Annotated in this window: 16 protein-coding genes; all 16 read left to right on the forward strand. The window is 47.4% G+C overall.

Features of this window, described 5'->3' with window-relative positions:
- Position 1 precedes the first annotated feature (1 nt).
- Positions 2 to 769 (forward strand): isoprenyl transferase, encoded by a 768-nt coding sequence (locus HPL003_RS17850; protein WP_014281111.1) that lies wholly within the window; start codon positions 2 to 4, stop codon positions 767 to 769.
- Positions 770 to 786: 17 nt separating this feature from the next.
- Positions 787 to 1578 carry a phosphatidate cytidylyltransferase gene (locus tag HPL003_RS17855; protein ID WP_014281112.1) on the forward strand — a complete coding sequence of 264 codons (792 nt, stop codon included), beginning with the start codon at positions 787 to 789 and terminating at the stop codon, positions 1576 to 1578.
- Positions 1579 to 1660: 82 nt separating this feature from the next.
- The gene (locus tag HPL003_RS17860) at positions 1661 to 2800 is read left to right on the forward strand and encodes a 1-deoxy-D-xylulose-5-phosphate reductoisomerase (protein ID WP_014281113.1); all 1140 of its coding nucleotides are present in this window, start codon (positions 1661 to 1663) and stop codon (positions 2798 to 2800) included.
- Between the two features lie 108 nt (positions 2801 to 2908).
- On the forward strand, positions 2909 to 4180 hold the full coding sequence (gene rseP / locus HPL003_RS17865) for an RIP metalloprotease RseP (protein WP_014281114.1): 1272 nt from the start codon (positions 2909 to 2911) through the stop codon (positions 4178 to 4180).
- 50 nt (positions 4181 to 4230) lie between these two features.
- Positions 4231 to 5679, forward strand: a complete 1449-nt coding sequence (gene proS / locus HPL003_RS17870; RefSeq protein ID WP_014281115.1) for a proline--tRNA ligase — start codon at positions 4231 to 4233, stop codon at positions 5677 to 5679.
- 219 nt (positions 5680 to 5898) lie between these two features.
- On the forward strand, positions 5899 to 10215 hold the full coding sequence (locus HPL003_RS17875; RefSeq protein WP_014281117.1) for a PolC-type DNA polymerase III: 4317 nt from the start codon (positions 5899 to 5901) through the stop codon (positions 10213 to 10215).
- Positions 10216 to 10527: 312 nt separating this feature from the next.
- Positions 10528 to 10989, forward strand: a complete 462-nt coding sequence (rimP, locus tag HPL003_RS17880; protein ID WP_014281118.1) for a ribosome maturation factor RimP — start codon at positions 10528 to 10530, stop codon at positions 10987 to 10989.
- A gap of 102 nt (positions 10990 to 11091) precedes the next feature.
- The gene (gene nusA, locus HPL003_RS17885; RefSeq protein WP_013309927.1) at positions 11092 to 12189 is read left to right on the forward strand and encodes a transcription termination factor NusA; all 1098 of its coding nucleotides are present in this window, start codon (positions 11092 to 11094) and stop codon (positions 12187 to 12189) included.
- Positions 12190 to 12212: 23 nt separating this feature from the next.
- On the forward strand, positions 12213 to 12521 hold the full coding sequence (rnpM, locus tag HPL003_RS17890; protein ID WP_014281119.1) for an RNase P modulator RnpM: 309 nt from the start codon (positions 12213 to 12215) through the stop codon (positions 12519 to 12521).
- The gene (locus HPL003_RS17895; protein ID WP_014281120.1) at positions 12514 to 12837 is read left to right on the forward strand and encodes a L7Ae/L30e/S12e/Gadd45 family ribosomal protein; all 324 of its coding nucleotides are present in this window, start codon (positions 12514 to 12516) and stop codon (positions 12835 to 12837) included. Before rnpM ends, HPL003_RS17895 begins: the two co-directional genes overlap by 8 nt.
- Complete coding sequence (gene infB / locus HPL003_RS17900) at positions 12830 to 15388, forward strand: translation initiation factor IF-2 (protein WP_014281121.1); 2559 nt, start codon at positions 12830 to 12832, stop codon at positions 15386 to 15388. The genes HPL003_RS17895 and infB overlap by 8 nt, the downstream gene beginning before the upstream one ends.
- A 20-nt stretch (positions 15389 to 15408) precedes the next feature.
- Positions 15409 to 15759 (forward strand): 30S ribosome-binding factor RbfA, encoded by a 351-nt coding sequence (rbfA, locus tag HPL003_RS17905; protein ID WP_014281122.1) that lies wholly within the window; start codon positions 15409 to 15411, stop codon positions 15757 to 15759.
- A 52-nt stretch (positions 15760 to 15811) separates the two neighbouring features.
- Entirely contained in the window at positions 15812 to 16789 is a 978-nt protein-coding gene (locus tag HPL003_RS17910; RefSeq protein WP_014281123.1) for a DHH family phosphoesterase, read from the forward strand.
- A complete protein-coding gene (gene truB / locus HPL003_RS17915; protein WP_014281124.1) occupies positions 16786 to 17721 on the forward strand; it encodes a tRNA pseudouridine(55) synthase TruB in 936 nt (311 codons plus the stop codon). The genes HPL003_RS17910 and truB overlap by 4 nt, the downstream gene beginning before the upstream one ends.
- A 57-nt stretch (positions 17722 to 17778) precedes the next feature.
- A complete protein-coding gene (locus HPL003_RS17920; protein ID WP_014281125.1) occupies positions 17779 to 18717 on the forward strand; it encodes a bifunctional riboflavin kinase/FAD synthetase in 939 nt (312 codons plus the stop codon).
- A gap of 132 nt (positions 18718 to 18849) precedes the next feature.
- Entirely contained in the window at positions 18850 to 19119 is a 270-nt protein-coding gene (gene rpsO, locus HPL003_RS17925) for a 30S ribosomal protein S15 (protein WP_014281126.1), read from the forward strand.
- Positions 19120 to 19153: the final 34 nt, after the last annotated feature.

The raw sequence follows: 19153 nt of genomic DNA on the forward strand, positions 1-19153 counted from the left end.
AATGATCAAACAGGTTCGGTCTTGGTGGAACGGGGAACAAAAACAGCAAACACCGGCCATTTCAAAAGATAATATTCCGCAGCATGTTGCCGTCATTATGGATGGGAACGGCAGATGGGCCAAACGGATTGGAATGCCGCGGATTGTAGGGCATCAAAATGGAATGAAGGCAGTGAAGCGCACAGCAATTGCTGCGGATGAACTAGGCATTAAATATTTGACCTTATTTGCTTTTTCAACTGAAAATTGGTCGCGTCCCAAGGATGAAGTCGATTTTTTGATGCGGCTGCCGCAAGAATTTCTGGCTATTGAGCTTGACGAGCTGATTGAAAAAAATGTACAAGTGCGTATGATGGGAAATAAGGAGCATTTGCCATCTCATACCGTTGATGCGTTGACTGAAGCGACTCGACGAACCGAAAATAATACCGGACTTGTTCTTAATTTTGCATTAAATTATGGAAGTCGGCTGGAAATCACTGAATGTATGCAAGCGTTGGGTCGTGAAATTGAGGATGGGAAGCTTAAATCCGGAGATATTACGCCTGAACTGATTGAGAATTCTTTGCTCTCAAGTGGTATGCCGGACCCTGACTTGCTGATTCGGACAAGTGGTGAGCTAAGACTCAGCAATTTTATGCTATGGCAACTTGCTTACAGTGAGCTATGGTTTACTGATATTTATTGGCCTGAGTTTAAGAAAGAACATTTATACGAAGCAGTAGTCGAATATCAGCGAAGATCACGGCGGTACGGCGGATTGAAGTAAATGGAGGATGAAAGCCGTTGAGACAGAGATTGATTACCGGTATTGTGGCAGGCGTATTTTTTTTGGCGATGGTCCTGTGGGGCGGCTTGGCCTACCATTTGCTCATTTTGGCCATGGCCCTAATCGGATTCTATGAATTCGCGCGAATGATCAGGGTATCTCCTTTCGGCGGTACGGCGTTAGTTGGCTATGCAGGAATATTAGCTTTTGTATTTCCTTATCAGCCCTTGGGTCTGCACTCACCATTACCGTCTATAAGTTTGCTTTGGCTGCTGATGATTATTTTTATGATCATTACGGTGGGAACGAAAAATAAAATCACAATTCAAACGGTGTCCATTCTATTTCTCGGTACCGTTTATATAGGCTTTGGATTTTCGTATATGGCGGAATCACGCCATATGGAACATGGGCTTTTATGGACTTTTTTGTTGCTGGCTTGCATTTGGGCAAGTGATGCAGGGGCTTATTTTGTAGGCAAAATGGTGGGGAAGACAAAGCTATGGCCTGCGATCAGTCCAAACAAAACAGTCGAAGGGTCTATTGGCGGGATTGTTTTAGCATTGGCTACAGCACTGGTATTTGCTGGATTGTCAGAAGGGCTGCTGCCGTGGGACAAAGCTTTCGCTATCGGTTTATCTTGTGCAGTTGTGGGTCAACTGGGCGATTTAGTGCAATCTGCGTACAAGCGGGTGTACGACATTAAAGATTCCGGTAATCTGCTGCCAGGGCACGGTGGTATATTAGACCGCTGCGATAGCTGGATTGTCGTTTTTCCAATTGTACATATGCTGATGCTACTTCCATGACCCTTACCTGGTGGTTAGAGTCTATGCTCAGGTTAAAGTTAGCCGCAGAGTAACGGTTATTTTCAAGATAGGAAGGTGCTTCATGAAAAGAATTACGGTACTCGGTTCAACCGGGTCTATTGGAACACAGACGCTGGATGTCGTATCTATGCACCCGGATCAGTTTGCCGTAGAGGCTTTAGCAGGTGGCTCAAATATAAAGTTGCTTGCCGAGCAGGCACATCTATACCAACCCAAGAAGGTATCCGTTGGCACTAAGCAACTGGCTGAGGAAATCCGTCCTTTGTTGCCTTCCGGAATGGAACTGCATTGGGGGGATGAAGGACTCGTCGAGCTGGCTGCAAATACAGATGCAGATATGGTTGTGACAGCTGTAATGGGCAGTGTCGGATTGCACTCCACGCTGGCCGCGATTGAGGCTGGAAAACAGATCGGTTTGGCCAACAAGGAAACACTGGTTACCGCCGGTCATCTGGTCACAGAGCGGGCCCGGGCGAAAGGAGTGCCGTTGCTGCCGATTGACAGTGAGCATTCGGCTATTTTCCAATGCTTGAATGGTGAGCGTATGAAAGATGTGGCACATATTACTCTCACGGCATCGGGAGGTTCTTTTCGTGATTTGACAAGAGAACAGCTTCGGGAGGTTACGGTAGAAGATGCGCTCAAGCACCCCAATTGGTCGATGGGTGCCAAAATTACGATAGATTCGGCAACGATGGTAAACAAAGGGCTAGAGGTTATTGAGGCGCACTGGTTGTTCGGACTTGATTATGAGCAGATTCACGTACTATTGCATCCTGAAAGCATCATTCATTCCTATGTAGAATTTGTGGATACCAGTATTGTCGCCCAACTGGGCAACCCTGATATGAGAGTGCCTATTCAATACGCTTTAACCTATCCTGGACGGATGAAATCTCCGGCCAAGCCGCTGTCACTGGCTGAGGTGGGTAGGCTCCATTTTAAGGAAATGGACTTTAATCGTTTTCCTTGTTTAAGGCTTGCCTTTGAATGTGGTAAAATGGGTGGTACAGCAACAACTGCATTTAATGCGGCTAATGAGATTGCTGTTGCCCGTTTTCTGCGTGGAGAAATTCCTTTTCTGCATATCGAAGCCGTTATTGAGCGAGTACTGGAACGGCATGTCAATGTCGCTGACCCTGATCTGGCTGCGATTGAAGCCTGTGACCATGAGGTCCGCAGCATAGCTGCTGGGATATAAGCTGACTTTGGGTTGGGGAAGCGAATTGTGATTCTCTTGTGTGGGATCGGAGAATAATGATAATCTAGGAAGACAAATTCGATCTCATTGAAAGGGGAACGGAAACGATTGGAAACGATTCGAATAGTTTTGATGACGGTGCTCATGTTTTTCGTCATAGTGACGGTGCATGAATGGGGGCATTATTATTTTGCCAAACGCGCCGGGATTCTGGTACGGGAGTTTGCGATCGGTTTCGGTCCGAAACTGTTTTCTTATAAAAGAAACGAGACGCGATTTACACTACGTTTGCTGCCGTTCGGTGGTTTTGCCCGCATGGCAGGAGAAGATCCGGAAATCAATGAAATTGAAGCCGGACAAACAATTGCTGTACGCGTAACGGACGGTATCGTCAAAACCATTTATTTGGACCAGTTGGATAACCGCAAAAATGTGGTGCGCGGCGAAGTGCAGCACATTGATCTAGAGCAGGCGCTAACTGTAAAATTGGATGTGGATGGCGAAGATCAGCAATATACTGTACACCCGCAAGCGATGATGGTAACCAAAGGGCAATCCATCCAGATTGCGCCTAAGGATCGACAGTATGGCAGCAAAACAGTAGGGCAGCGTGCGATGGCTATTTTTGCCGGACCGCTGATGAATTTTATTCTTGCCTTTGTTCTGTTTGGTCTGCATATCCAGATGGTCGGCGTACAAGTGGACAACCCGACTTATGTTCAGATTAGTGACATTACAGCGGGTATGCCTGCTGCTGAAGCTGATTTGCATAAGGGCGATATCATTGAATCGGTGAACGGGGTTGCGATTGGTGCAAACGTTGAAAATATGATTAAACTGATTGCCGATTCCCAAGACAAGCCGATGAAATGGGTTGTTCGTCGGGATAACAAAACTTTTGATCTGACGATTACACCTCGTGCAATGGAAGGACAAAAGGGTGGTAAAGTGGGCATCGTGCCTGAACTTCCGACACGGCAAGCCGGAGTCGGGGAAACGTTTAAATTTGCCGGACAATCGATGGTACGAACGACCGATATTATTTTCCAGGGGTTTAGTCAGCTTATCCAACGTTTCTCCATTAATGATCTGGGAGGTCCGGTACGTACTTTTGAAGTGACAGGACAAATTGCCAAGCAGGGCATTGAGCAGCTTACGTATTGGACAGCTATAATGAGTCTTTATTTGGGGATATTCAATCTGTTGCCAATTCCGGCGCTGGATGGAAGCAGACTTGTTTTCCTTGGTGTAGAGGCGGTAAGAGGACGTCCGGTTGATCCGAGCAGGGAAGGTATGGTCCATTTCGTTGGTTTTGCCATGTTATTCCTACTCATGATTGCGGTCACCTACAATGATATTTTACGATTAATTAACGGTTAATTAGAGACGGACTTATATAAAAGGGTCTGTATGGGGGGACATGCGTTTCTATGTCGAACGATAAACAGTTTGTCGAGGAAATTACGCCACAGAGCGAAGATTTTTCCCGATGGTATATTGATGTTATTAAAAAAGCAGAGCTGATGGACTACTCCCCGGTTCGCGGGTGTATTGTGTTCCGTCCCGACGGTTTTGAAATTTGGGAGCATATCAAGGAAGCTATGGATGTGCGTTTCAAAGAAACAGGTCATCGCAATGCCTATTTTCCGATGTTCATTCCCGAGAGCTTTTTCCAAAAGGAAAAAGAGCATGTCGAAGGGTTTAACCCTGAGCTTCCTTGGGTGACCGAGGCTGGCGGGGAAAAGCTGGAGGAGCGCCTTGCGATCCGTCCTACTTCAGAGACAATGATCGGTCATATGTACTCCAAATGGATTCAATCCTATCGTGACCTGCCAGTCCTTATCAACCAATGGGCCAACGTGGTTCGTTGGGAAAAACGTACGCTACCGTTCTTGCGTACAAGTGAGTTTTTGTGGCAGGAAGGTCATACTGCTCATGAAAATGAGGAAGAAGCACGCGAAGAAACGATGAAAATGCTGGAAGTATACCGCGAGGTTATCGAGGAAGTACTGGCTATCCCAGTTATTACCGGACAAAAAACGCCTTCTGAAAAATTTGCAGGTGCGAAGGATACATTCTCACTGGAAGCGATGATGAAGGATGGACGTGCGGTGCAAGCGGGGACTTCTCACTATATGGGAACCAATTTTTCCGTTGCTTTTGATATTAAATACTTGAGCCGAGATAATAACCTGGAATACGCTCATACAACTTCATGGGGAACAAGTACACGTCTGATTGGTGCACTGATTATGGTCCATGGGGATGACCGGGGTTTGGCCTTGCCTCCTAAAGTTGCACCTACGCAGGTCATTATGGTTCCTATCGGACCACCTAAGAAGCGTGACGCAGTTATTGCCCGTGCAGATGAACTGTTCGCTGAACTGAAACAAGCGGGTGTACGTGTGAAAATGGACGACCGTAGCGATGTGAGTCCAGGCTGGAAGTTCAATGAATACGAAATGCGCGGTGTACCGGTGCGTCTTGAAATTGGACCTCGTGATATGGAAAACGGTGTTTGCGTGCTCGTATCCCGTATCAGCGGCGAGAAGAAGATTGTACAGCAGGATAACCTTGTTGAGGAAATCCATGCGATGCTTGCACAGGTACAGCAGGAGATGTTTGATCGTGCCAAGAGCTTTATGGATGAAAACTTCTATTCTGTAGATACGCTGGATGAAATGAAGGCGCTCATGGAAGAAAAACGCGGCTTTACATTGGCAGGCTGGTGCGGATCTGTAGAATGTGAAGACAAAGTCAAAGAAGTAACAGGCGCTACAAGCCGCAATATACCTTTCAAAACTACCGAGCAAAAGACCACATGTCTGTGCTGCGGCAAACCAGCCAAGCATACTGTAGTATTTGCACGGGCGTACTAATTAAAGAAGTAAAGCTACACTACTATACTCACTTCATTCTCTCCGCCAACGAGCATAACCGTAAGAGGTTGCTATGGTGGAGGATGGAGAGGGGCTACGAAAAGCTTTTGCGGTCGGAGATGTTTTAGACGCAGAAGCTTTTCATGTTTTCAGAATTGTAGATTTGGAATCCAGGGTACGATTAGAGTAGTTAAGTCAATGGAAAACGGGGGGAGAGCCATGGACGGAGCTGAAGAAAAGAGAAAACGGCTGGAACTGCTAATGAAGCAAGTAGTGATGCCGACGGGAGTGGTTGAACCTTATTTCTTGGACGGTTGGATTGAGCAGGTGGAAATAAGCCGTACCAATAAGGATTGGAATATTATCATCGCCAAGGAAACACTGGTTCCCGCTCAGGTATATCGGGCCTTCTGTATTCAGGTGCAGGAGAAAATGAACCACATCGCTAAAATCACCTTTCGGTTTCGGTATAGTGAGCAAGTTCAGTCTGCGGATATCATTAGTGAATACTGGAAGCTTTTTCTGGAATGGGTGCACCGTGAAATCCCATCCGTGAACGGCTGGATGAACCGGGCTGTACATGAATGGGAAGACGGCCTATTATTGCTGACGATGAGCGATAGCATGTCACTGGAGCTGGCACGCAAAAAGCAGATTGACCAAGCAATCATCAAATTCTACGATAAATATTTTGGTCTCCCGATGCGTATTAAAATCCAGGTGGGTGAAAGTAACCAAGAGGCTTTGCAGCAGTTCCAAGAGAAAAAGATGCAGGAAGAACGTGAAGTTATTCAGCAGATGATGGAAAGCATGGAATCAGATATGCCGCCTCTGGATGAAGAGGAAGGAGATGTACGGCTTCAATTTGGCTATGACATCAAGGAGCCCCCTGTTCCGATGCAAGAAATTCAGGATGAAGAGAAGAAAGTCACGTTACAGGGAACGATTTTCGGTCTCGATACTAAAGAACTGCGCAATGGAAGTACATTGTTCACCTATTATTTGACCGATTTTAGTGATTCGCTGCAAATGAAAATGTTTGCCAAAACAAAAGAAGATCTAAAAATTCTCAGCTTGCTAGCTAATGGGAAATGGGTTAAGGTCCGTGGCCGCGTCGAATATGATCGTTTTATGCAAATTCCTGAGCTGGTTATGATTCCTTCTGATCTGGTAGAGGTCCAGGCTCCTCCTTCCCGTAAAGATAATGCAGAGGAAAAACGGGTTGAGTTTCACCTTCACACGAAGATGAGCGCAATGGATGCTGTTAGCTCCATTGACCAGTATGTTAAAACGGCCGCCAAGTGGGGGCACAAGGCGATTGCGGTCACCGATCATGGTGGAGTGCAATGTTATCCCGATGCCGCTAAGTCCGCCAAGAAAAACGGAATTAAAATGATTTATGGTATCGAAGCCAATGTGGTCAACGATGCGGTTGAGGTTGTGATGCAGGCACAGCCGCTTAATTTGAAAACAGCGACTTATGTCGTTTTTGATATTGAAACCACTGGTCTGTCAGTCACACAAAATAGAATTATTGAGATTGCTGCTGTCAAGATGCATGAGGGTAAAGAGGTAGACCGGTATGCTACCTTTGTAAATCCGCATGAGCGTATTCCTTATAATATTCAGCAACTGACCAACATTAACGATGAAATGGTCAAGGATGCACCGGATATAGAGCCCGTTATAAAGGAGTTCGTTGCTTTTGCTGGCGATGCTGTGCTGGTTGCCCATAATGCGCGATTTGATGTTGGCTTTATTCAGGCTACGCTTAGGAACATGGGATTACCCGAGATGACGAACCCGGTTTTGGATACACTGGAATTGGCCCGCCTGCTGTTTCCAACGATGAAAAATCATCGTCTGAACACACTGACTACCAAATATAAGGTCGCGCTCGAGAGCCATCACCGGGCCATTGATGATACAGTTGCGCTAACGGAAGTATTGAATGGACTTTTGAATGATGCGGAACAAATTAAAGGTATGAAAATGCTCGATCGCTTGAACGACTATGTTGGGAAGGATTTATCGACCGTTCGTCCCTTCCACTGCTGCATTTATGCGCTTAATCCGATTGGCAAAAAAAATCTGTACAAACTGGTTTCAATGTCACATACCGAATATTTTAAGCGTGTTCCTTGTATTCCTAAATCGAAATTGTCAGAGATGAGAGACGGGCTGCTTATTATTTCAGGTTGCGAAAAGGGAGAGTTTTTCGAGGCAGTTCTGAACAAGTCGGAGGAGGAAGCCGAGGAAATTGCACAGTTTTATGATGTGCTGGAGATTCAACCTTTAACCATGTACATGCATCTGGTGGAAAAACAACTGGTAAGTGGCCCTGATGCTCTGAAAACGGCAGTTCGTAAAGTATGCGAAATTGGGCGGCGACTCGATAAGCCCGTTATTGCTACAGGCAATGTTCACTATTTGGAAACGCGTGATAAGCTGTACCGTGATATCACGATACATGGAATTACTGGCTTTAGCCCGTTAAAGGATATCCGAAAACCGGATGCGCATTTGCGCACGACAGACGAAATGCTGGCAGAATTCGAGTTTCTGGGCGAGGAGAAAGCCTATGAAGTCGTTGTGAAGAATACCAGCGAGTTGGCGGAGCGGTTTGAGGAGCTGGAGCTGTTCCCTGATAAGCTGTTCACACCTTTGCTGGATGGGGCAGACGAGGAAATCCGCAATACTTGCTACGAGACGGCTAAATCCATTTATGGTGAGGAATTGCCCGAGGTGGTCGTAGCCCGTCTTGAAAAAGAACTGGAGCCGATTATTAAATACGGTTTCTCTGCCAACTATCTCATTTCCGAGCGACTGGTTAAAAAGTCCAATCAGGATGGATACCTGGTAGGTTCGCGGGGTTCTGTTGGATCTTCTGTGGTTGCTACCTTCCTTGGTATTTCCGAGGTTAATCCACTGCCTGCGCATTATATTTGTGGTAATCCTGAATGCAGACATAGCGATTGGATTTTGGATGGCAGTGTGCCGAGCGGATTTGACTTGCCTGACAAAAACTGTCCGAAATGCGGTGGCAAGCTGAAGGGTGAGGGGCAGGACATTCCGTTTGAAACATTCCTAGGGTTTAAGGGAGATAAGGTTCCCGATATTGACTTGAACTTCTCCGGGGAATATCAGCCAGTCGCACATAACTATACGAAAGTACTGTTTGGTGAGAAAAGTGTATTCCGTGCTGGAACCATCGGCACAGTTGCGGAAAAAACAGCCTTCGGCTTTGCGAAGAAATATGAAGAGGCGCATCATAAAAAATGGCGTGGGGCCGAATTAAACAGGCTGGCTTCCGGCTGTACGGGCGTTAAACGCAGCACTGGACAGCATCCGGGCGGGATTGTCGTCGTTCCCGATTATATTGAGGTCGAGGACATTACGCCGGTACAATTCCCGGCTGATGATACGAGCTCGGAATGGAAAACGACGCATTTTGATTATCATGCTTTTGATGCGAACTTACTCAAGCTCGATATTCTGGGCCATGATGATCCGACCATGATGAGAATGCTTCAGGATTTGACTGGAGTCGACCCAACGACGATTCCGATGAATGATCCGAAGGTTATGAGTATGTTCAATTCCACGGAGGCGCTTGGCGTAACGCCGCAGCAGATCCGTACTCCTGTCGCCACCTATGGTGTACCTGAGATGGGAACCAAGTTTGTACGTCAGATGCTAGTGGAATCACAGCCAAGTTCTTTTGCCGATTTGCTACAAATATCGGGTCTGTCCCATGGTACGGGCGTATGGTTGGGGAACGCGCAGGATTTGATCAAAAACAATACCTGCAACATCAAGACCGTAATCGGTTGCCGGGATGATATCATGCTATTCCTGATTTATAAGGCGGGAATGGATGCAGGTCTAGCCTTTAAAATTACGGAGAGCGTGCGTAAAGGTAAGGGGCTTAGTGCGGAATGGATCGAGGAAATGAAAAAATGCAAGGTGCCGCAATGGTACATTGATTCCTGCCTCAAGATCCAGTACATGTTTCCAAAGGCGCATGCCGCAGCCTATGTTATTTCAGCAGTGCGGACCGCCTATTTCAAGCTGTATCATCCGATTGAATATTATGCGACCTATTTCTCGGTACGCGCAGCCGATTTTGATATTGAACTGTGTTGTCAGGGGTATGATGCCATCGCGCGGAAAATTGTCGAAATCGAGCAGCTCGGTTTTCAGGCTCCACCAAAGGAAAAAGGAATGCTTCCGATCCTGGAAATGGCGCTGGAAATGACGGCTCGCGGCTTCAGTTTCAAGACGATTGATTTGTACCGTTCCGAGGCTACTCGCTTCAAGGTAGATGGAGATTCACTCATTCCGCCGTTCGGAGCGCTTCAGGGGATTGGGGAAAACGCAGCACGTAACATCGCAGCCTCCCGTGAACAGGGTGAATTTTTGTCTGTTGAGGATTTCCAGCAAAAATCGAAGGCTAGTAAAACGATTGTCGAAATGCTGTCCCAGATGGGCTGTTTCCGTGGACTGCCGGAGAGTAATCAGCTGTCTCTGTTTTAATTGAAATCCTAGTAGTCAAGCTCTGGCACTTGTCACATAACTACGGTTATGTTATAATTTTTTTGGTAATCATGGAGATAAAACCGTTGCTTAAAGAGTGGGGAAACCCACTCTTTACTGTTTGATATACAGTTACAACGTGAAAAGACGATTTTTGGGCAGGAACCGGTACGCCGGTTTATTTGCAGTGAGCCCAAAATGAACATTACATCAAATGAAAATGGAAAATGCCGGTGATGGAGAAGCATTGTCCATGGCAATGGGGCGTCTCTTTTTCACCACAGGAAAGTTTACTTTTGGAGGTTATAATCTTTGAGCACACCAAAGATCAAGTCAGTAGTAGAAGAAATGGCCCAACCTTACCTCGATGAGCATGGTTTTGAACTGGTCGATGTCGAGTATGTCAAAGAGGGCAGCAATTGGTTTCTTCGCGTTTTTGTAGACAAAGACGGGGGAATTGATCTGGATGACTGTAGTATGATCAGCGAATACCTGGGTCAAAAGCTGGACGAAAACGACCCTGTTTCTACAGCATATTTTCTGGAGGTGTCTTCACCAGGCGCTGAAAGGCCGCTGAAAAAAGCGGAAGACGTAACTAAAGCGGTAGGCAAAAATGTATTCGTTACTACATACGAGCCGATCAACGGCCTGAAGGAATTTGAAGGTCGTTTGCTTTCTTTTGAAGATGGGGAACTTACCGTTCAGAGCGGACAAAAGAAGCATGCCATACCTTATGACAAGGTGGCTGGAGCTAGGCTCGCGATCATATTTTAATTCGGATTTGACCGTTGCTGTTTGACATGTACTTCATGTTTTTTTACCTCGTGTGCCGACCAGGACGCAGGTGCCATCATTTGAAAGGGGGAGCAGTAATCCATGAGTATGGATTTTATTGAAGCAATGAACGAGTTGGAACGAGAGAAGGGGATCAGCAAAGATGTGCTGTTTGAGGCCATTGAAGCAGCCTTGATTTCCAGCTACAAACGGAATTTCAACACCGCACAAAACGTGCGTGTCGATATGAACCGCAACTCGGGTGTCATTAAGGTATATGCCCGTAAGCTGATCGTTGAGGAGGTATTGGACCCTCGCACCGAGATTTCGTTGCCGGCGGCCCGTGAGATTAACCCACATTTTCAGCTGGAGGATATTGCTGAGATTGAAGTTACTCCTCGTGATTTTGGACGGATTGCTGCACAAACAGCGAAGCAGGTCGTAACCCAACGTATCCGTGAAGCGGAGCGGGGATTGATCTACAACAAGTTTGTGGACAAGGAAGAGGATATTGTAACAGGGACTGTACAACGTCAGGACCCGCGTAATATTTATATTGACCTAGGTAAGGTGGAGGCGGTTCTCCCGTTGGGCGAGTTGATGCCTAATGAGAAATTCAGTCATCTGGACCGGATTAAGGCTTATATTACCAAGGTAGAGAATACGACCAAAGGGCCGCAAATCATGTTGTCCCGCTCACATCCAGGTCTGCTTAAGCGTTTGTTCGAACTCGAGGTGCCGGAAATTTTTGACGGTGTTGTTGAGATTCGTTCTGTGGCGCGTGAAGCAGGCTTCCGTTCTAAAATCGCAGTTCATTCCCGCAATGCCGAGGTAGATCCGGTCGGTTCTTGCGTAGGACCGAGAGGAACGCGGGTGCAGACGATTGTGAATGAGTTGCGTGGTGAAAAAATCGACATTGTGCGTTATTCCGATAATGTTGACGAGTATGTAGCTAATGCGCTGAGCCCGTCCAAGGTGCTTGAGGTGCAGGTGTTTGAAGAAGAAAAAATGGCGCGTGTCATCGTGCCAGATTATCAGCTTTCTCTGGCCATTGGGATCAAAGGGCAAAATGCCCGCCTTGCTGCCAAGCTTACTGGCTGGAAAATTGATATCAAGAGCGAAACGCAGGCGGAGGAAGAACTCGGCAGACCGAGAACATCCACCGATGAAATGCATCAGGATTCCGTTTCTGTAGATTAAACGGAGTGTAGGGGGGTTAATGCATGAAACAGAGAAAGGTACCTTTGCGCAAGTGTGTGGCCTGTCATGAAATGATGCCTAAGAAGCAGTTGATCCGTGTCGTCAAAACCCCTGAAGACGAAGTGCTGATTGACTTGACTGGCAAAAAGTCGGGACGCGGCGCTTACTTGTGCGGCAAAGCCGCCTGCTTCAAGCTTGCTCAAAAAAGCAAGGCACTGGACCGGGCATTGAAGCACTCGGTTCATCCTGATATTTATGAGCAGCTAAGTCGTGATTTTGCTGCCGTCGAGGAAGAATTCCTGGCGGCACAAGGCAGCGTGCAGGATGAATAAGGCGCTGTCTGGATTGGGCCTTGCCATGAGAGCTGGCAAGCTGCTAACAGGTGATGAGATCGTTTTTAAAGCGATCAGGTCTTCAGAAGCCAGGCTGGTCATTCTTGCGAAAGATGCTTCAATGAATACTCAAAAGAAATTCCGCGACAAATGCGGGACGTACAAAATCCCCTTATTGATAGGATTTGACCGGGAAAGCTTGGGAAGCAGCATCGGCAAGCCTGAACGGGTTGTGCTGGCTGTGACGGATCAAGGATTCGCGAAATTGATCAAGAAACATGTGGGGATAATGTCGGAGGTGGAGTATATTGAGTAAACAAGAAAGCAAAGACAAAGTGCGGGTATACGAATACGCCAAATCGTTGAACATGAGCAGCAAAGAAATTATCACCATTCTTAAACGGCTGGATATTCCCGTGAACAACCATATGAGCGTCATGGAACACGATGCCGTGGGTAAAGTGGAAAAATTTTTTAAGGATATTAAATCCAATGCTGCGGCCAAGCAAGGCGGAGCAGGCACGGCGCAAGTAAGCTCGAACCAGGCCGGTTCAAGCCAGAATAGTAATCATTCAACTGAGCAAACCAAAAATCAACAGGAAAAGCAGGTAAGTATGAATAGGACAAACAACAACCAAAACAGTAACCGAAGCAGCGCTCCAAAAGCGCAGGGTAGTCAGCAGGGCGGTCAAAACCGCAGTCAACAGAGTACAAGCAGACCAAGTGGACAGCAAGGCAGCCAGAACCGTAGTGGCGGCCAGCAACAGGGAGGACAACAGCGCCCGAGCACTAACACGAGTTCACGTCCTCAAGGTAGCCAAAGCACTAACTCTCGTCCGCAAGGGAGCAATCAAGGTGGTACGGCAGTAAGAACGGCTTCATCCACGGGAAGTAGCAATGCGAATCGTAGCGGTGGTGGCAACCGTACAGGCAGCAACTCCAATAACGGCGGTAATCGTTCCGGTCAAGGCCGTTTTGACGATAACCGTCAAGGAGGAGGACGCGGCGGTAACGGTGGTCGTGGTGGCAATAACCGCGGTGGTAGCAATCGTGGTGGAAAATTCAACAACCGTGGCAGAGGTCAACAACAGGAGCGCCGCGAGAAAATCGACAACACGCCTAAGAAAATCATTGTGCGTGGTGAGATGACAGTAGGCGAAACAGCGAAGCTTCTCCACAAGGATGCATCGGAAGTTATTAAAAAGCTGATCACGCTTGGAACGATGGCGACCATTAACCAGGAACTGGATATGGATACTATCCTTCTGCTTGCCGGAGATTTCGGTGTGGAAGTAGAAGTGAAAATTCCGGTCGAAGAGGATCGCTTTGAAACAGTGGAAGAAAACGATGATCCAGACCTTCTGAAAACACGTCCACCCGTTGTTACGATTATGGGTCACGTCGATCATGGTAAAACAACTTTGCTGGATGCTATTCGCTCCACTAATGTAACGGGCGGCGAAGCTGGTGGTATTACACAGCATATCGGTGCGTACCAAGTTGAAATCAACAGCAAAAAAATCACTTTCCTGGATACACCGGGTCACGAAGCGTTTACGGCTATGCGTGCTCGTGGTGCTCAAGTTACGGATATGACGATTATTGTTGTTGCAGCTGACGACGGTGTTATGCCACAGACAGTTGAAGCCATCAACCATGCGAAGGCAGCTGGTCTGCCGATCATCGTGGCTGTGAATAAGATCGACAAACCGGATGCGAATCCGGATAAAGTAAAGCAAGAATTGACTGAGTATGAATTGGTTCCTGAAGAGTGGGGCGGCGATACGATCTTCGTCAACGTTTCCGCGAAACAGAGAATGGGTCTTGAAGATCTGCTCGAAATGATTCTGCTCGTAGCTGAAGTGAATGAGTACAAAGCGAACCCGGACAAACGGGCACGTGGTACGATCATCGAGGCTGAGCTGGATAAAGGCCGCGGTTCCGTAGCCCGTATCCTCGTTCAGAATGGTACACTGAAAGTCGGCGATGCTTTCGTAGCAGGTAACTGTTTCGGACGTGTACGTGCCATGGTCAATGACAAAGGCCGTCGTCTCAAGGAAGCGGGTCCTTCCACACCAGTTGAAATCACTGGTTTGACAGAAGTGCCACTTGCTGGTGATCCGTTCATGGTGTTCGAGGATGAGCGCAAAGCTCGTGCTATCGCTGACAGACGTTCGATTACGCAACGTCAGTCCGATCTGGGCAGCAACACCCGCGTAACGCTGGATGACCTGTTCCAGCACATCAAGGATGGCGAGATGAAAGATCTGAACGTCATTATCAAAGGCGATGTGCAAGGTTCTGTCGAAGCGCTGAAAGGTTCCTTGAACAAGATTGAAGTTGAAGGTGTACGCGTTAAAATTCTTCACAGCGGTGCAGGTGCAATTACCGAATCCGATATTATTTTGGCTGCGGCTTCCAATGCCATTGTGATTGGTTTTAACGTACGTCCTGATAATCAGGCGAAATCTACAGCTGAAGCAGAAAAAGTGGACATTCGTCTGCACCGCGTCATTTACAATGTCATTGAAGAAATCGAGCAAGCCATGAAAGGCATGCTGGATCCTGAATATAAAGAAAATGTGATTGGGCATGCTGAAGTTCGCAACGTGTTTAAGGTAACTAAGGTCGGTACGATTGCCGGTTGTATGGTGACGTCCGGTAAAATTACCCGTTCAGCAGAAGCGCGCCTGATTCGTGATGGCATTGTTATTTTTGAGGGAAAAATCGACTCACTGAAACGCTTTAAGGACGACGCAAAAGAAGTTGCCCAAGGTTACGAATGCGGTATTACCCTTGATGGCTATAATGATGTTAAGGAACTCGACATTATTGAAGCGTTCGTCATGGAAACAGTGGAGCGCTAACGGCAGAGAGGTGAGCATCCATGGCTAAAATACGTACAGGTCGGGTTGGCGAGCAGATTAAAAAAGAGCTAAGCCAACTCATACAGACCGAATTAAAAGATCCCCGTATCGGTTTTATTACGGTAACGGGTGTTGATCTGACAAACGATTTGTCCCAAGCGAAAATATACTTGAGCGTGCTTGGGGATGAGGAGCAAAAAACTTCTTCCCTGAAAGCATTGGACAAAGCGAACGGTTATCTTCGTTCCGAACTTGGCAAACGGATACGGCTGCGCCATATTCCTGAGCTGATTTTCAAAATTGACGAATCTATCGCTTACGGCAGCCGGATTGAAAAGCTGCTGAGTGATATCGACAAGGATGAAAAATAGCAAGAGCTAGTTTATCCGAAGGAACCATGAACTGAATGTAAAGGAGACGGCAATGCATACCTATGAACAGGCGCTTCAACAAGCGAAGGAATTTATTCTGGAGCATGATGATTACCTGATCGTATCGCATGTACAGCCGGACGGAGACGCAGTCAGCTCCACCGTAACGGTGGGCTGGCTTCTCTCATGTCTGGGGAAGAAATTTACCATGCTGAATGAGGGGGCTATCCCGAAGCGCATGGATTTTTTATGGCATGCCGATGAGATTATGGATATGAGCCAGCAACCGCCGGAACGGAAATACAACCGGATAATTTGTGTAGATTGTGCAGATTTCCGTCGTGTTGGTCTGACAGAGCAATTTTTTGCGGAAGATGCCATCATTTTGAATATTGATCATCATCCCACGAATGATGCGTATGGCACAGTTAATGTGATTAAGTCGGATGCTGCGGCAACGGCAGAAATTCTTTTTGATCTACTGGAAAAGTTTGCGATCAACTGGGACGTTGAAGTGGCGACGGCTGTATATACCGGATTGCTGACGGACACAGGAGGCTTCAGGTATTCGAACACTTCACCTAAAGTCATGTCTACAGTGTCACAGCTGCTTGCCTATGGTGTAGACGGTCCCTATCTATCCGAGAGCCTGCTGGAAGAAATGACATTCCCGCAAATGAAGGTGCTGACCAAAGCATTGCAAAAGCTCGAGATTTCGGAAGATGGTAAAGTCGCCTGGGTGGTTGTAACTCCTGACGATATGAAGGAATGCGGAGCTGTTAATGAGGATTTGGAAGGTATCGTCAATTATCCGAGAAATATTCGTGGCGTTGAAGTAGGCATTTTCTTTAAAGTGATTAGTGATCAAGCGGTCAAAGCCAGTCTGAGATCGGCAGGTAACGTTAACGTAGCTGCGCTTGCCCAATCGTTTGGGGGCGGGGGACACGTACGTGCTGCAGGTTGTCGTCTGGAGGGGAAGCTGGAGGATATTATTGAGGTCGTTGTAGGGCGGGTGAAGGCCGAGCTATGAAGCCGATGAAGCAGGAACAAGCAACTTGGGAAGGCGTGCTACCCGTCTACAAACCCGCTGGATTCACCTCTCATGATGTGGTGGCCAAGGCTCGCCGTTTGCTGGGAATGAAGCGAATCGGACATACCGGAACACTTGATCCTCAGGTGACGGGCGTGCTGCCGTTGTGTCTGGGACGCGCTACCCGGGTAGTTGAATACATGCAGGAATTACCTAAGGAATACCATGCAACGTTACGCTTGGGACTTGCCACTGATACAGAGGACCTTACGGGTACGATTACCGAGAAGTGTGACCATCCAGTAGAGGTGACGGAAGAGGAAGCCAAAGCGGTTCTGGAACGTTTTGTCGGTACGATTTCCCAAGTGCCGCCAATGTACTCGGCCCTCAAAGTGGATGGCAAACGACTATACGAGCTGGCCCGAGAAGGCAAGACCGTGGAGCGTAAAAGCCGTGAAGTGACTATTTACGAGCTGGAAATGACGGGATTCGCGGAGACGGGATCATATGTCGATATTTCTTTTCGTGCATTATGCTCCAAAGGAACTTATATCCGTACGCTCTGCGTCGATATCGGCCGCGAATTGGGATATCCTTCGACGATGGTCAAGCTGGAACGAACCATGTCTGCGGGGATTCCTGCGGATCGTTGTTTAACATTCGAAGAAATTGAACGCTACGTAGCGGATGGCAGCCTGGGTGAACGGCTTATTGCCACTGATGAGGCCATTGACTATATGCCTGATCATACGGTAGCCGAAGTGAAGGCGGCTGCCGCTCTCCAAGGTCAGCGCTTGTCGCTGAGCATGATTTCTCCGCCTGTGAAGGACAGCCAGCCCTTCCGGTTGTATAAAGAGGATCGAACGTTTTTGGGCGTATATGGACGGGATGAATCAGGGGCTATCGCGCCAATTAAAGTTTTTTTACCTTGAATTGTGCTATAATTTTGACGAAGTTAGTCAAATGATGTGAAATGCAGGTGAAATAATATGATTACCGTATCGTTATCTTATCCATTGAGCGATGAGCTTTTGCACCAATGGGGACGTTCACAGGTCACGGCGATCGGTCAGTTCGACGGTCTTCATCTCGGACACGCAAGTGTCATACGCAAGGCTGTCGAGCTGGCTCGGGAACAGAAAGTGCCGGTATCTGTTATGACATTTCATCCTCACCCGAAGGAAGTCATGAAAAAAGGCGACTATGAAGGCTATTTGACCCCGCTTGTGGACAAGCAGGATATTTTGGCCGATATGGGTGTGGACGTGCTTTATATTTTGAGATTTGACGAGGACTTTTCCAAAGTAAGCCCTGAGGCGTTCATTACGGACATCTTGCTTCCACTACAGATTCAAACGGCAGTAGTGGGCTTTGATTTCCGGTTTGGCTACCGGGGAGCCGGGCATGAGCATACTCTTCGGGAACTGGGAGGAGAACGTATGTCCGTCCACACCGTACCGCCATTCGAGCTGGATGGGGGAAAAGTGAGCAGTTCCGGCATCCGACATGCCTTGCAGACAGGGGATTTAACGCGTGCCTCTCGCTGGCTGGGACGCCCTTATCGCATTCGGGGCACCGTAATGGATGGAGAGAAGCGTGGACGCACCATCGGCTTCCCAACAGCCAATCTCAAGCTGGATGATACTTACGTAATTCCAGTCAAGGGCGTATATGCTGTACGGGCACTGGTAGGTGAGCGTTGGAGAAGCGGGGTAATGAATGTAGGGGTTAAGCCTACTTTTCATGAAGGTGTGCTGAATCCGTCGTTTGAGGTTCATCTGTTTGATTTCGACCAGCAGATTTATGGCGAACCTGTGCTGGTTGAGCTTCATCATTACATCCGTCCTGAACGCAAATTCTCTTCGGTGGACGAGCTGATTACCCAGATTGGCAATGATGCACAAACGGCTAAAAAGCTGTTAGGCTAATTTATTTACATAAGACAGGCGCTGTGTTATACTGACTTATGTTGTGTAAACAACGATGAACCTTTGCTTGGTTGTCCGCTTTCACCAGCGGCTACGAGGCTAATGGCGATTATAATGAAGGAGGTGAACAGGATGGCATTGACTCAAGAGCGTAAACAGCAATTGATCGAGGAGTACAAAACTCATGAATCCGATACTGGATCTGCTGAGGTACAAATCGCTATCCTTACTGAAAACATCGTCAACTTGCAAAGCCACTTTCGTTCGCATAAGAAAGACCATCACTCCCGCCGCGGGTTGTTGAAAATGGTCGGTCAGCGTCGTAAACTTTTGGCTTACCTGAAGAAGACTGATGTTAGACGTTATAGTGCGTTGATCGAGCGTCTCGGACTGCGTCGTTAATTTTCAGACATGTAATGAGAAAAGAAGCCTGGTT

Source organism: Paenibacillus terrae HPL-003 (assembly GCF_000235585.1).
GTDB lineage: Bacteria > Bacillota > Bacilli > Paenibacillales > Paenibacillaceae > Paenibacillus > Paenibacillus terrae_B.